The 14,762-nt window shown below is 57.2% G+C and carries 8 protein-coding genes; 2 read left to right on the top strand and 6 right to left on the bottom strand.

Annotation, left to right across the window (positions count from 1 at the left end; all coding sequences use genetic code 11):
- Positions 1 to 410 precede the first annotated feature (410 nt).
- From nhaA to ACGY09_RS10980, 6 genes are all read right to left on the bottom strand, one after another.
- A complete protein-coding gene (nhaA, locus tag ACGY09_RS11005; RefSeq protein ID WP_397571581.1) occupies positions 411 to 1,724 on the bottom strand; it encodes a Na+/H+ antiporter NhaA in 1,314 nt (437 codons plus the stop codon).
- A gap of 236 nt (positions 1,725 to 1,960) precedes the next feature.
- Positions 1,961 to 3,154 carry a sensor histidine kinase gene (locus ACGY09_RS11000; RefSeq protein WP_397571580.1) on the bottom strand — a complete coding sequence of 398 codons (1,194 nt, stop codon included), beginning with the start codon at positions 3,152 to 3,154 and terminating at the stop codon, positions 1,961 to 1,963.
- 448 nt (positions 3,155 to 3,602) lie between these two features.
- Complete coding sequence (locus ACGY09_RS10995) at positions 3,603 to 4,277, bottom strand: ATP-binding protein (protein WP_397571579.1); 675 nt, start codon at positions 4,275 to 4,277, stop codon at positions 3,603 to 3,605.
- Between the two features lie 222 nt (positions 4,278 to 4,499).
- Positions 4,500 to 6,203, bottom strand: coding sequence for an OprO/OprP family phosphate-selective porin (locus tag ACGY09_RS10990; protein WP_397571578.1), 1,704 nt, complete (start codon positions 6,201 to 6,203; stop codon positions 4,500 to 4,502).
- Between the two features lie 483 nt (positions 6,204 to 6,686).
- Positions 6,687 to 8,141: a sigma-54-dependent transcriptional regulator gene (locus tag ACGY09_RS10985; protein ID WP_397571577.1), complete on the bottom strand. Its 1,455-nt coding sequence runs from the start codon at positions 8,139 to 8,141 to the stop codon at positions 6,687 to 6,689.
- 4 nt (positions 8,142 to 8,145) lie between these two features.
- Positions 8,146 to 9,576 (bottom strand): ATP-binding protein, encoded by a 1,431-nt coding sequence (locus tag ACGY09_RS10980; protein ID WP_397571576.1) that lies wholly within the window; start codon positions 9,574 to 9,576, stop codon positions 8,146 to 8,148.
- 442 nt (positions 9,577 to 10,018) lie between these two features.
- Here ACGY09_RS10980 and ACGY09_RS10975 point away from each other — a divergent pair, with 442 nt between their 5' ends.
- Both ACGY09_RS10975 and ACGY09_RS10970 read left to right on the top strand, forming a co-directional pair.
- The gene (locus tag ACGY09_RS10975) at positions 10,019 to 11,383 is read left to right on the top strand and encodes an efflux RND transporter periplasmic adaptor subunit (protein ID WP_397571575.1); all 1,365 of its coding nucleotides are present in this window, start codon (positions 10,019 to 10,021) and stop codon (positions 11,381 to 11,383) included.
- Positions 11,384 to 11,433: 50 nt separating this feature from the next.
- Complete coding sequence (locus tag ACGY09_RS10970; RefSeq protein WP_397571574.1) at positions 11,434 to 14,697, top strand: efflux RND transporter permease subunit; 3,264 nt, start codon at positions 11,434 to 11,436, stop codon at positions 14,695 to 14,697.
- The last annotated feature ends 65 nt before the right edge of the window (positions 14,698 to 14,762 follow it).

Genomic DNA, 14,762 nt, shown 5'->3' with positions numbered 1-14,762 from the left:
GTCTGAGGCGGGGGGCGGACGCGGTGTTGCCGCTGCGGATGACTTTGAAGGATTTGGTCCGCAGATTTCGCGGATTTTCGCAGATTAGTTTCTTGTTCTTGGAATCTGCGTCGCTCTGCGTTCTCTGCGGATCAAATCATTGATGTGCGGAATCATTGACGTGCGAAGGGGTGGTGCAGGCGCGGGGTGCATTCTCTGCTGCTGGTGCCGGGTTGGTGCGCGTTGCAGCCTGGGATGCATCGTGTGTTGGTCGAGCGGTCACTGTGGACTGGCAACCAGGAATTCGCCTTCTTCGCCGCAGGGGTCGACGTGAGGGGGAAGTTTGGCGAGCAGGCTCTGGTCGAACTCACGTCCGACGAATGTGGAGGGAAGCTGCCGAGGGACTGGTCCTTTGTGGCCGCTGAATCGAATTACGTGCTTCGTCGTGAAGCCAGCCATCTCAGTGCCGATAATCCGACCGTTGCAGAGACAATGGAACTCACGAGGATGCCGAGCTTGACGGAGTTCAAAACGCTGTCGTCGAAAGCCAATTCGGCAATCAGTAATGCCATTGTGAATCCAATGCCGGTCAATGTCGCACCGAAAAATATCAGCGTCCAATCCAGTTCGGGAGGAAGTATGGCCCAGCGGAATCGAACCGCCAAATAGCTGAACAGCACGACGCCGACAGGTTTTCCGAAAACGAAACCTGCAAATATGGCGAGTGTCAGTGATGTGTCAACCTGCATGGAGTAAAACGAGATGCCGGCATTCGCCATGGCGAATGCCGGGACGATCAATAAGGCAACCCAGGAATGAAGACCGATCTCCAGACGCTCAACGGGAGATAGTGCTTCCCGGGTCGCTGTATTTGCAAGCTGCAAATCCTGTCGGTCGCTTGTGTCGCCGCTCCAATGTTCACCACGAGGATAAGCAATCACACGCTCCAATATCGCGTGCAGGCGATCGTCCTTGACCCAGCTACGTGCAGGCGTCAGCAGTCCCAAGATCACTCCGGCGATTGTGGGGTGAATCCCTGATGCATCGAAAGTCAGCCAGACAAATCCGCCTGTCGCAAAATACGCTGGAAAATTTCTGATCCCCAGCGATGCAATCAGGACTACCACAGCAACCCCTGCTGCTGCCAGAGCCAGGGCGGTCAAATTCAAATCATTTCCGTAACCGAACGCGATGACGAAGATCGCGCCAATATCATCGAAGATCGCCAGCGAGAGCAAGAAGAGCCTCAAACTCTGTGGAATACGGGAGCCGAGAATCGCGAGGCAGCCAATCAGAAAAGCGGTGTCGGTCGACACCACCGTGCCCCAACCCTCCCAGCCCGTCCCACCGCGCAGTACCGACAAATAAACGCCGGCGGGTACGACCATTCCACCCAGTGCGCCGGCAAAAGACAGGGTTGCCAGTCGCCAATTGCGTAACTCGCCTAACACTGTTTCTCGTTTAAGCTCCAAGGCAACAAGGAAGAAAAATAGGGTCATCAATCCATCGTTGATCCAATGCTTTAGCGAATGTGTCAGTCCATAGTTTCCAAAATGGAACCCCAACGGGGTTTCCCAAAATGAAGAATAATGCGACGCCCACGGGGAATTCGAGAAAGCCAGCGCTACCAACGTGCAAAGGAGTAAGATGGTGCCAGACGCCGACTCAATATGGATAAACCGCTTGAATGTACTGGTAAGTGGATCCACCGACCTTGTCGGGAGCTGTTGTAGATTATCGTCCATGTCGAATTGGCCTTGCAGCTCGTCTTCACCGGGCGGGTGATCTCCTGGCTCGCCGGGGTGCGGAGGAGAGTCGCGTATACCGACACCACAGGGGTCAGCACAGAATTGAATGTTTTGACCTTGGGGAGTCAGGGGTGATGCATACTGAGTGTTAAAAATAAACAGGCGTACGACACGAGGTTGGCTTGAGTAGCCAGACGATTCCAAGCATCTAACGTGGAGAACGCACGCTTTTTTCAGATCACTTTGACGTGGATTTCGTCCAAAGCAACGTGCCGCGATTCCGCGCCGCTGTCGCGCGGAAGGCGCACAGTGAATTCGGTACCGAAATTCTTCGACGAGGTCACGTTGATGGTTCCCCCGTGCGATTCGACGACTGTGCGCGCAATGTACAGGCCGAGGCCAATGCTTCCAGGGCGGTTTACCTCTGGGTATTCCGCACTCGAGCCGCGGACGAGAGGATCAAAGATGTTTGCCATCGCACCAGGGGGGATCGGCGGGCCAGCGTTGTAGACCGTCAAGATGGCAACAGCACCCCCTTCTCCGCTTACTCTTAATTCTAATACGACGTCAGCATCATCGGGGCTATGTTGGATCGCATTGCCTAAAAGGTTCGAGACTACTTGTCGCAGACGGTCGATGTCCCAGTTGCCTCGCAATTCGCCTTCCGGTTTGAAGAAGATCTGGCGATTCGGATGGGTGGCGCGAAATTCGTTGACCACCTCTTGGCAGAGATCGCTCAAGTCCATCATCGCTGGCGAAACGGGCATCCCCGCTCCAAGTCGCGTGCGCGTATAGTCGAGCAGATCGCTGATCATCTTCGCCATCACGCCCACATTGCTTGAGATCTGAGAGCAAACTTTGGTTGCTTCGGTGGCGGGCTGCACCAAGTGGGGCAGCAGCGAGGCGGACATCAAAATCGAGTTCAGTGGATTGCGGAGGTCGTGTCCGAGAATTGCAAGGAAGAGGTCACGCGACTGGTCAACCCGTTTCGTGTAGCTGCTCACTGCCTTGGCAAGAGACTGGTCGATTGACTCGTTGAAGCGAGTCACATCATAGACATCACTATCATTGGGCGGAAACCCACTACCGTGCCACTGTCGAAGGACACTCGCGCGCAGAGCGCGATACTCCGCGACGACTTCCAGCAGACCAAATCCTGAGCCCAGTCGACCGATGGCATGTTGCTCGGAAGCGCCATTCAAGTCCTCGCCGTTGACCGTGTCCACGTGTCCTAGAGATTTGGCCAAACGTTCGGCTGGGCTTTGCACGGATCGCATATCTCGGACAGTCGCCAGAAGAATCTCATCCGCGTGATCTCGCAAAGCAAGTGCGTTGAGCTGCTTGCCAGTGATGCTGCTCCGCGCGAATGCGTCCCACTCCAGAAGGACGGGCTCGAGATTTGCGGTAATGAAATCGGCGAGGCGCATGCGTTCTCCCGTTTCGCTGCGTAATGCGCAACGGATGCCTGCTCAGCACCTCAAGATAGAGGTCTAGATAAAAATAGAGGTCTAGATGATTGTGCACCTGACCTGGAGGACAAAGCGCGTCTATCGAACGTCATTCAGCCGGAGAAACAGATAAAGCAACCGAAACATCAAAGATAATGAGTTATTGTTGCGTCAGTAGCGAAGCAGTAAAGGCCGGGGCGCGAAAGAAAGTTGAATGCACACCGTACACCTTGCTGATTTCCCCGCGACAAGTTGTCCGGACGATCAATTATCGGTGAATTATTCGAGGTCGCCACTTGGTTTTCATAACCGGGCAGTGTCTCTCGTCGAAGGTTTGGCAGAGGGAGCAACCCAATCCGCGGGTGTCTCCGCTCGCCCAGTTCCTGAGTTTTCCCTCTGACGTTATCCAGATTGGTGGAATGCTACTTCAAGGATTGGCGACGAGGTCGATGTAGTGGAAGCTGTCTCGCTCGGTCGTTTCGCCGAGGGTGACGGGGATGGGGTGCGTGAACATGGGGCCGGTGTGGCAGAAGGTGTGGAATTCCCCTTGTTCGCCGCAGGGGTCGACGTGAGGGGGAAGCTCGGCAAGCAGGCTCTGGTCGAACTCACGTCCGACGAAGGTGGAGGGAAGCTGCCGAGGGTCGATGCAGGTCAGTGTTGCGCGCAGACCTGCACTCACCATCGCGTGCGCCAGGTGGGGCGTCGCTGCGGGGGTTCCCCAGAGAGGGAAGATCGGTTCGATGCCTGATCCGTTGAGTTGCTGCTCACGATAGGTGCGAATGTCGCTCAGGAAGAGATCACCGAAAGCGAACGCGCGGATCCCCTCGGCGTGGGCTCGTCTGACGATCTTTTGCAGTTCTCTTTCGTAGATCTCATTGGGACAGGGCCAGGGAAGCGGGATTGTCCAAAGTGGTAACTGTGCCGCGTTGGCCTGAGCCTGGACGAGTTCCATTCTGACGCCGTGCATGGCGACTCGCTGGAGTTCTTCGTTGTAGGTGGTCACCAGGGCGACCACTTCAAACTGGCTGGACTGCCGCAAGATGTGCAGGGCCCAGGCACAATCCTTTCCGGAACTCCAGGAGAGCAACACGGGGACTTTCATAGAGTGGGTATTTCCATTACGGATTCGCAGTCGGGGTTGAGAACAGTGGGATGTTGTGGATGGAGAGGAAACCCGCTGGGAACGGATGCCCCCCGGCCAACCGCATTGATGCGGCGACCGGGGGGAGCCGTCAGTCAGGACTCAGCATTTCGTCAGGTGGCCTGTCGTGGGTCTGGTGTCTGCGGTTTCCGCTTATGGTGTGAACACGGCGGTTCAGGTTGACTAGAAATCCATCTGGCAGCGAGCGGCGATCATGTCGGTTTCGTTGCGGCGGCTGATGGCTCCTGCGACGGGTGCGGCGCCCCCGACTCCGGCGTAGTTGGAACTGGAGTGGATGTAGTTCAGCACCAGCTTGACGTTGGGGTTCACGTACCAGTTGAGGCCCGCGGTGTAGTCGGTAATGGTTCCTCCCTGAATCGATTTGTCGTTGAGGTCCAGGTGCGAAATTCGGCCGGCGATTTCCCAGGCTCCCATGCCGGTATTACATCCATCCCTGGTGAAGCTGAAGTTCTTGAAGGGAATGACCCGATCGATTTGTCCCAGTTTCCGGTCATAAGGACGATGTTCGCCCGTCAGGAAGTAGCCGACCTGAGTGTAAAAACCGGGCAGGACTGCGGTGGTGCCCGATTGGGTCACCAGATTGACCATCCCTTCCGACTGAACCGACAGAGGGCCGCGAACCCACAGCAGTTCCGTGCCGAGCACGTTGAAGAAGTTTACGGGCAGAGCCCCGGTGTTGACGAAGAACGGGGTCCCGTTTGCTCCGCCGGGAACCGGCTGGAAGCTGCTTCCTCCGCTCACGACGTTGGCGGACTGACCGATGTAAAGTTCGGGGATGGTGCGGAAGCTGGTCGTCTGTCCGGGCGGTGCATTGAAGTAGTGTCCGACCCCCAGATGCAGGTAGTCGGTCCCTTTTGAGGCTTCATCCCAGTACGGGACCCACGTGAATCGTTCCGCCGAACCGACCCCTCCCATATTGGTGTTGGTGAACAGTCCGCTCGACGTCTGGTTCTGAAACAGGGTGTTTCCGAACTGATCCTGACCTGAGGCAAAGACCGAAGCGGCCCACGTGGCTGACAGGTCCTCTGCATTATCGTAGAAACCAATCCCCAGCCGGCGAAAGGCGTCGAAGGGCTGGAACAGCAGGGAACGTTCCATGAAGGTCGTGTAGCGATAGCTGCTGGTGACTTCCAGGCTGAAGGGTTGTTTCCACTGACCGATGCGGACCGTTCCGAGGTAGGGGATGTTGGTCTGTTCGACGTAGACATCAGTAAAGGTGGGACGTCCGAAGAAGGCGAAGTCCATCTGGAACGCGTAGTTGACGTTCTCGTTGATCGCACCCTTTGCGCCGAGTCGAGCACGACGGAAGTCGGCACCGTTGGCAATGTGGCCATAGCTGAGCAAGCTGTTGGCATCTTGCATGAAGAAGCCGGTATCGGCCTGGAACGCACCGTTCATCTGAATGGTGGGATACGTCTTCTTGTTGAGTCGCTCAAGAACTCCTGCGATCTTCGACTCCACAGCACTCAGCTTGCTGTCCTGGGCGTGGTCGTCGCGAGGGGCGGCGACCGGGTGACGCCGCAAATAGTTTTCAATCAGGCTATTGATGCGTCGATCGTCGTCGGATTCGGGTTCCTCCTGAGCGGCGGAGTCATAGGGATCGGCGAAAAATGCCGCTCCGGGAGGGGGTGGCGGCATCTCGTCGAAATTCGCGGACGTGACGCTCGATTCCATATCCGCACGCAGAACACGGTTCTCCTTTTCCAGTTTTTCGATGCGGACCCGAAGTTCGTCAAAGACTTCCGAGGCAGAGACTTTGTGAGCGTGAAATGCCATCCCTGTGACGGCGAGAAGAGTTGCGAGAGTGGCTTGTACAAAGCGGCGACGACCAGAAGTCGACGGCGCAATCGAGATTCCATATCGCATTGGGGTGTCCATCAAAGAAGGATCTGAATTCGCTGCGATCCGTCATTCAGGCGGGATGACTCCAGTTGGCCACGGACTGGGCTCCCCCGACGAGTCGGCAGTTTCCTCTGTAGTGAATGTTTCGGAAATTCTGATTGGCGCACATAATCTCATGCGAAGATGGTGTAGGTGTTGTAAGCGATTGATTGAGAATAATTGGCAGTCTTTGTGAAATCGCCGCAGCTTTCCTGTCTTGCGCAGATTCGTTCCGGCCTGTTGTTCCGGCAACGAGGCACGAGTGGAGAGCGGATGTCAGGCGACCCATTTGCCTGCCGCAGAGGATGCCCGTTCTCGCCGCTCTTCAGGCGGTCGGAACTCAGACGGCGTTGAGAGCAGAGGGGCCGGACCGAGCCACCTGCGTTCAGGGTTGTTGCATGAGTTTGCGCGTCAATCGCGGGAACGCTGCCGCCGTTGGCAAGGGGGATGTCTGGCGAGAAGTTGAGTTCAGACTTGGCGTGGCGGGCGATTTTCTGCTTTCGCCATCAACGCGCGCAGCTTGCTGCGGACGGTCACGCGGCTGAGTCCCAGTCGATCTGCGGCCTGAGCCTGATTGTCGGACGTGTGGCGCAACACTCGTCCGATGATGTACTGATCGAAGTACTCGAGGGCCTTCCTGTAGATGTCGACTTCGTCGTCGATCAGCCAGCGATCAACCTTCGCGGGAATGGCATTCCACAATGCGAGGTCATCAGAAATCGGATCGAGGCTCAGGTCGTTGGTGGCCTCTTCTTCGTTCAGAATTTCAGCAGGCAGGAAAGCGGGGGACAGCACGGTGCCGGTGGCAGAGATGAGTGCTCCCCGGATGATATTTTGCAGTTCCCGGACGTTCCCGGGCCAGGAGTAATGGGTGAGGATATCGAGCGTCTCGGGGGCGATTGTCTGGACGGGGCTACCGACTTCCGCGGCATACCGGAACAGGAAGTGGTGGGCCAGTTCGGCGACATCTTCCTTTCGTTCCCGCAGCGGCGGCAGCGTGATCGTGACGCCTCGCAGGCGATAATTCAGGTCGCGCCGAAACCGCCCCTGCTTGATCAGTTGATCAAGATCATGATTCGTGGCGGCCAGAATCCGAACATCCGACTGGACGAGTTCGTTTCCGCCGATTCGTTCGAAACAACCGTCCTGCAGCAGCCTTAAAATTTTCGCCTGGGTTGCGGGGGCCATGTCGCCGATTTCGTCGAGAAATAACGTCCCTCCGTCACACTGCTCGAACTTGCCAATCCGGCGCTGATGCGCGCCGGTGAAGGCTCCTTTCTCGTGCCCGAACAGTTCACTCTCCAGCAGGTTTTCGGGGATGGCAGCGCAATTGATGGCCAGAAACGGCCCCTGGCTGCGGCGGCTGTGCTGATAAATTGCACGGGCGACGAGTTCCTTGCCGGTACCACTTTCCCCCAGGATCAGCACGTTGACGTTCTGCGGCGCGACGCGGCCGATCTGCTTGAAGACGTTTCGCATCAAAGGGCTGCTGCCGACGATCTGTTGTGGTTGCGATTCCGGGCGGTCGGCCTGGTTAATGAACGTGGGGACCTGAACCATGCGCCGAATGTCGCACGCCTGCCGGACCAGATCGCGGAGCAGGTTCATGTCGAGAGGTTTGACCACGTAATCAAAAGCACCATTCTTCATGGCCTCAATGGCGACTTCCGACGTACCGAAGCCGGTCATCAGAATGACGATTGCTTTGGGGTCGATCTCGCGGATCGACTTGAAGACGTCGAGTCCCGATTCATGCTTGAGCTTAATGTCGAGCAGAATGGCGTCGGGATTCCAGTCAGTGACCAGTTGCAGGCCCTGTTCACCGTTGTCAGCGGTCCGGACGTCGATATCGCTTTCTGAGAAAACGTCCGCCACACTGAAACGGACGTTTCGCTCGTCGTCGATGACCAGTAACTTCCCCATCGTTCTATTCCTTGCAATGAGATTCGCGTGTCTGAGGCAAGCGAACGACGAATGTGGCCCCGCCGCCAGGCACGTTTGTCGCGGTCAGTGTACCACCCTGCTCTTCAATTAACCGTTTGCTGATTGCCAGGCCCAGTCCCGAACCATTGGCGCGTGTGGTGACGAACGGTTCAAAAAGTCTTGCCAGGATCGCGGGCTCGATACCCGGTCCGGTATCAGAAAACTCGACGACCGCAAAGGACGTTTCGGGCTCGCACGACTGCCGTACTGTCAGGGTACCTCCCTCGGGCATCGAATCGATCGCGTTGATAATGATATTCACCAGCACCTGCTGAATCATGTTCGGATCACAGTGCAGTAACGCATGTGTGTTCCCGTTTTCCATAACCAGTTTGATGTGGTTCTGATAGAGGCGTCCTTCGAGCAGTGTCAGCGTTCGTTTGACGATGGCGGAGAGTTCGCAGTTCACGTAGTGCGGCTTTTCCGGTCGGGCGAAATCGAGAAGGCCCTGAACGGTGTTCTCCATTCTCGAGACTTCCTCGAGCAGGACGTGGAGTTGTTCTTCGGTGAGGGAATGAACCGGAGTTCGTTCTGCCGCACGCTGGATCAGAAGTTTGACCGATGTCAGCGGATTACGAATTTCGTGGGCGACGCCTGCGGCAACTTCACCGACCGCCGCGAGCCGTTCCGCTCGCAGCATCCCCTGTCGGGTTTCATGTAATTCATCGGCGACTCGTCGAAGATTGCGGACGACGTGATCGACCTGAGTTTCGATCAGAGATAACTCTTCCGGCGGGACATCCGAGATCACGTTGATGTGTCCCAGGTCGGTGTCGAGGTTTCCTTCCACGCTGCGGAGTGTCACGCTGATCTGGGACAGTGATCTCGTGAGACTGCGTGACATCCAGACTGCCAGACCCAGGCCGATCGCCAATCCCAGTACGAGTAGCACCGCTCGGACCACCATGACCGCGACGTCGGTGCGGCTGCGCTGATCGACGGCATCAAGGAGATGAACCTGTTCAGAGCGAATGAACTGCTGGCAGTCGACAATCAGATCCTGTAAGTCGGACGAGTCTTTCGGGTCGAGGGTCGTGGGATCCCAGGTGTCGACCCATGTGGCCATTCGGGCCAGCAGGACTTTGGAAGCGGGGTCGTCGAGTTGTCCCTGGAGCTTCACAATATCTGCAGAGAGGGCTTGTTGAAGTGATATCGTCTGTGCCTTGGCGTCGGGTTGCCCGGCCAGGGACTGCAGTTGCGAAAGCTTCTCTTGAATCCGAAGTGCGGTTTCCACGGTGGACTGGATTGAACTGAGTGCGGCGCGCTGTCGTTGATTCTGCCAGGGGACGTACATGGTGGTCGCCACACTGTGGACGATCCAGAGCAGTCCCAGTGCGACGGTTGGAAGACGAACACGTTGTGTCAGACGCCACATGCTCTGCCCTTGTAAACCTGGCGGTGCCTGTCATGCCCCGCAGGGGCGCAAGGCTCAGATCGCTCATGATAGTGAATCTCATTTCCATCGCTGCGACACCACCGGTTTTTCGCATCAGACCTGTTTCTGCTGAGCAGGGATGGACCCGCTTCAAGGTGAGTGAGGCCAGTTCTTCTCTATGGAGTGTCGCTAAGTGGACAGATTTCTCTCCGTTACGGGACAGAATTTGTCCACTCTCATCCGTCGTTGCCTCAGGTCGTTGAATCATGAGTCGAGGTTTCGTAGAAAGCTGAAAACGTCGCAAGTGTAGGGCCGTAAACTGTCGTAATTTCGATCGTTTTGCAGTTTGGATTTCTCAAGTCGGATCAACTGGTCTTTCGGCATACTTACTGCATAGTGCTGGCTAAGACGTTGAAACGTTGACCCCGAGGGATTGAGATCGATGGCAAAAGCAATTCGCAAACGAACATGGATCTTTGGGGCTGTGGTGGCAGCGGGCGCGGTTGGAGCCATCAATTATTTTCGCGTGTCGACCGACGCCGCTCAGCCTGCGGTGCCGCACGTTAAGCCAGCGACCGCTCCCTCTACGGTGACACGCGTGACCACCACGCGAGCCCAAGCGGGTGGTGCGGCGCGACAGACGTCTCTCCCCTGCTCTGCCCACTGGCATGACCATGCAGACTTGTTCGCGAAGGTGTCAGGCTATCTGGAAGAGCAGAACGTTGACATCGGCTCACCCGTGGAGAAGGGACAAGTCCTCTCGCGCATCGCGGTACCGGAACTGGAAAGTGATATCGAGCACGCGGAAGCGACGCGCGAGCAAACCCTGGCGGCCGTCAAACAGGCGGAAGCCCGCAAGGCCGCTGCGGTGATTGGACAGCGGGTCGCTGAAGCAACACATGCGAAAGCGATCGCGGATCGGGGACGCTGGGTGGCGGAACATACGTTCCGCGAAAAGGAATATCAGCGATTCAAGGCATTGAATAAATCTGACAGCGTCCAGGCGGCGCTGGTGGATGAGAAACTGTTTCAGTTGCAATCCGTCGAAGCAGGGGTCCAATCGGCTGAAGCAGCGGTGCTGACCTCGCGGGAACAGATTGCTGCCGCACAGGCTCAGACCGACCTCGCCGATGCGGACGTGTCCGCTGCGAAGGCGCATGCGCATGTCGCCACTGCGGCGCTCAACAAAGCGAAACTCTATGCCTCATTCGCCGAGATCGTCAGTCCCTACGACGGTGTGATCACGGTACGAAACTATCACCGTGGCGACTTCATCCGGTCTGCGGAAAAGGGGAACGGCCCCCCGATGTTCGTGGTGGCCCGTACCAGTCTGGTTCGCGTGGTCGTCTATATCCCCGATAAGGAAGTCCCTTATGCCCATGTAGGGGATGCAGTCTCCATCGAGTTCGACTCGCTGCCGGGCCGCGTCTTTGCGGGGACACTTTCCCGTATCGCTTACTCGGAAGATCGTAACACGCGGAGCATGCGAGCGGAGGTCGATCTGCCCAATGAGGATGGAGCAATCGTGGATCAGATGTACGGCAGAATGCAGATCCAGCTCGAACCCAGTGCCGAGACGTTGACACTTCCTTCCGTCTGTCTGGTGGGGGATCTTGCTGCAGGAAAAGGACAAGTCTTCATCGTTCGCGACGGTGTGGCGAGAAAGGAATCGATTTCGATCGGAGCTCACGACGGCGTCAACGTCGAGATCCTCGACGGCGTGACGGCGGAAGATAATGTCATCGTGCGTCCTCCCGCAGGACTCTCTGATGGAACTGAAGTGCACGCAGAAGCGTCCCGTTCCTAGCCACCGTCCTGCAGTTCTTCCGCCCACCTCCCCACCGAAAACGGGCCGTTATGAATAGTCTCATTCGTGGTTCTCTGGCTAACCCGTACGCAGTGACCGTGTTTTCACTGGCGATTCTGGTCATGGGTGTGCTGACACTTCAGTGGATTCCCATCGATATTCTGCCGGTGTTCAAGAACCCGGCTGTGCAGGTACTGACCTTCTACGGCGGGATGCCTGCGGTCGGAGTCGAAAAGAGTATTACAAACCGCATGGAGCGTGGGACGGGGATGGCGAGCGGGGTGGCTCGTCAGGAATCCCGTTCAATTGTCGGCGTGAGTATTGTCCGCAACTTCTTTCAGAACGGGACCGACCCCAGCGGCGCGTTGACCGAAGACAATTCGCTGGCTCAGTGGGAGTTTCCAACTCTGCCCCCCGGGACATTGCCGCCCGTGGTGTTGCCTTACGACCCCAGCAGTACGGTTCCGATCGCGCTGGTGGCTCTGGACAGCCCGACCGAATCCGAACAGGTGTTGTACGACGTCGCGCGTTACGAAGTGCGCAACATGCTGATGAACATCCCCGGCGCGATTGCTCCGGTGGTGTATGGGGGAAAGATTCGGGCGGTCATGCTGTATCTGGACCGCATCAAGATGCAGTCGCGACAACTGGCCCCGACCGACGTTATGCAGTCGATGGACAATTACAACATCTTCCTGCCCACAGGGAGTGTGAAGATCGGGGGGACCGATTATGCCATCGCTTCGAACTCGATGTATGACTATGTCGATCAGATGGAAGAGATTCCGCTGCGAAACAACTTTGGGAATCCGTCGTTCCTGCGGGATGTGGCGGACCCCAATGATTCGTCATTCATTCAAACGAACGTCGTGCGGGTGAATGGGCGTCGACAAGTGTACGTACCGGTCTACCGGCAACGGGGTGCCAGTACGCTGAGCGTTGTTGATGAGATTCGAAGACAGCTTCCCGAAATGCAATCCCGACTCAGCAAGTCGGATGTGAACCTGCAGTTGGTGATGGATCAGTCGGTCTACGTGCGGAGTTCGATTTCGGCACTGGTTCAGGAAGGGATTCTGGGTGCCATCTTGTGCTCACTGGTCATCCTGATGTTTCTCGGTCAGTGGCGAATGACACTGATTGCTGTGATCACCATCCCGCTGTCGGTGCTGGCCGCCATCGGTTGTCTGTACGCCAGCGGCCAGACGATCAACGTGATGACGCTGGCGGGGCTCGCCCTGGCGATCGGTCCGCTCGTCGATAACGCGATTATCTGTCTGGAGAATACGCACCGTCATATGTCGCTGGGAGTGCCGGTGCTGCGGGCCAGTTATCTCGGTTCCAGCGAAGTGGCCATGCCGGCATTGGTGTCGACGCTGTGTACGTTCCTGGTGCTGACACCTCTGGTGATGGTTCCGAGCATTGGTGAGTTTCTGTTCGGTCCCATGACGCTGGCGGTGTTCTTCGCGATGGTGGCCGCCTACATCCTGTCGCAATCGCTGGTTCCCTCCTTCAGTGCTCTGATGCTGAAGCCGCATGCCACACACGACGGACATGGTTCGCAGGGAGGACACGGCGTTGGACTTTTTGCACGGTGGGAACGACTGATCGATCGCGTGATTGCCGGCTATGTTCGCCTGCTGGACGGTGTGCTGAAGCAACGCGTGGCCACAATTGGGGGAGCGATTGCGGCGGTCGTCCTGATTACAGTCTTCCTGGGTCCGCGACTGGGACGCGAGTTCTTTCCCGAAGTCGATGCGGGGGCCTTCGAATTCACGGTGCGAGCACCTACCGGGACGCGAATCGAGGAAACGGAGCTGGCGGTCGAAAAGGTCGAGCATCTCATCCGGGAAGTGATTCCCGAACATGATCTGCAGATGGTCGTCGCTCAGATCGGAGTGACGCCTGATATCTCGGCTGCCTACACCCCCAACGCAGGTCCCATGGATGCACTGGTGAAAGTGCAGCTGAATCAGCACCACAAACATACTGCTCAGCACTACGTCCGCGAGCTGCGCCACGCGTTTGCTACTCATGCCGAGTTTGCACAGCTTGAGTTCTCATTCGATGCCGGGGGGATGGTGCGAAGTGCGTTGAATGAAGGAAAGTCGACGCCGATCAATATCCAGGTGACGGGAAAAAACCAGCAACTGACGAACGAAGTGGCACAGCAAATCCGCCGAGAGATTGCTGAGGTTCCGGGGGTGGTCGATGCACGCATCATCCAGCGATTGAACTACCCGCAGCTGACGATCAGTGTGGATCGTTCCAAAGCGGCCGCGCTGGGGCTCACTCAGCAGGATGTGATGAAAAATGTCGTGGCGGCATGTAATTCGAGCATCGCATTCAACAAACGCAACTTCTGGATCGATCCGGTATCCCGTAACCAGTACTACGTCGGTGTGCAGTACCCCGAAGACGACATCAAATCCATCGACACGCTGCTCGATATTCCGATCACCAGTCCGCAGCAGTCCTCGCCCGTCCCGCTGCGTTCGGTCGCGACGATCACGCGGACGACGGTGCCGTCGGAAATCACCCACTCGAACATTCAGCCGACAACCGATTTGACGCTGAACGTGGACGGTCGAAGCCTGGGTGAAGTTGCGGACGACGTGACGAAGATTCTGCACAAGTACGGGAAGCCGATCAGCAATGGAACGTGGTCGACCTTCGACCCGCGGCACCCAGGGGAATCTCAACTGCTCACGGGGTCCAAGATCATAATGGCGGGTGAGTATGCCAAGATGCAGTTGACGTTCACCAGTCTGGGGTATGGGTTGATCCTGGCGTCGCTATTGATGTACTTCCTGATGGTGGCCCTGGGGCGGTCGTTCATTGTTCCGCTGACCGTGATGTTGACCGTCCCGATTTCGCTGGGTGGCGTGATTCCGATGCTCTACTTCACCGGGACAGCACTGAATGTGCAGTCTCTGCTGGGAATTATTTTCGTGGTGGGGATCAAGGTGGCGAACACCGTTCTGATGACGGACTTCGCGCAGGAACTTCGTCAGAAAGAGGGGCTGTCTCCGACCGAGGCGATTCGAAAAGCGGCAGCGATTCGTGTTCGTCCCGTGACGATGACGGCGTTGGCGGCATTCTTCGCAATGGTCCCCGCAGCGCTGGCACTGGAACATGGGAGTGAAGCCAATGCACCGCTCGCCCGCGCGATTCTCGGCGGGTTGCTGGCGGGGGAACCGGCGACACTCTTCGTATTACCAGCGTTGTTTTCGCTCATGGTGCGTGATGAAAAGAAACCTGCGGTACCAGCCGTGTCAGTCGAGTCCGATGCAACAGCAGCAGTCTTGCCCGCCTGATTCTGCGGTGATCGTGCGAGAGAGACGGAGTGGCAGTGGTGGGGGCGGTTAACGCCGCTGGCCGG

The sequence above is a fragment of the Schlesneria sphaerica genome (assembly GCF_044336245.1).
Lineage (GTDB): Bacteria > Planctomycetota > Planctomycetia > Planctomycetales > Planctomycetaceae > Schlesneria > Schlesneria sphaerica.
Note: the sequence above shows the minus strand (reverse complement) of the source record. Positions and strands in the feature narration are given on the sequence as shown.

Bases quoted from the DNA above. Each gene is read 5' to 3' on its own strand.
- ACGY09_RS10975 (WP_397571575.1), top strand. From the start codon at position 10,019: ATGGCAAAAGCAATTCGCAAACGAACATGGATCTTTGGGGCTGTGGTG.
- ACGY09_RS11000 (WP_397571580.1), bottom strand. From the start codon at position 3,154: ATGCGCCTCGCCGATTTCATTACCGCAAATCTCGAGCCCGTCCTTCTG.
- ACGY09_RS10980 (WP_397571576.1), bottom strand. From the start codon at position 9,576: ATGTGGCGTCTGACACAACGTGTTCGTCTTCCAACCGTCGCACTGGGA.
- ACGY09_RS10970 (WP_397571574.1), top strand. From the start codon at position 11,434: ATGAATAGTCTCATTCGTGGTTCTCTGGCTAACCCGTACGCAGTGACC.
- nhaA (WP_397571581.1), bottom strand. From the start codon at position 1,724: ATGGACGATAATCTACAACAGCTCCCGACAAGGTCGGTGGATCCACTT.
- ACGY09_RS10990 (WP_397571578.1), bottom strand. From the start codon at position 6,203: ATGCGATATGGAATCTCGATTGCGCCGTCGACTTCTGGTCGTCGCCGC.
- ACGY09_RS10995 (WP_397571579.1), bottom strand. From the start codon at position 4,277: ATGAAAGTCCCCGTGTTGCTCTCCTGGAGTTCCGGAAAGGATTGTGCC.
- ACGY09_RS10985 (WP_397571577.1), bottom strand. From the start codon at position 8,141: ATGGGGAAGTTACTGGTCATCGACGACGAGCGAAACGTCCGTTTCAGT.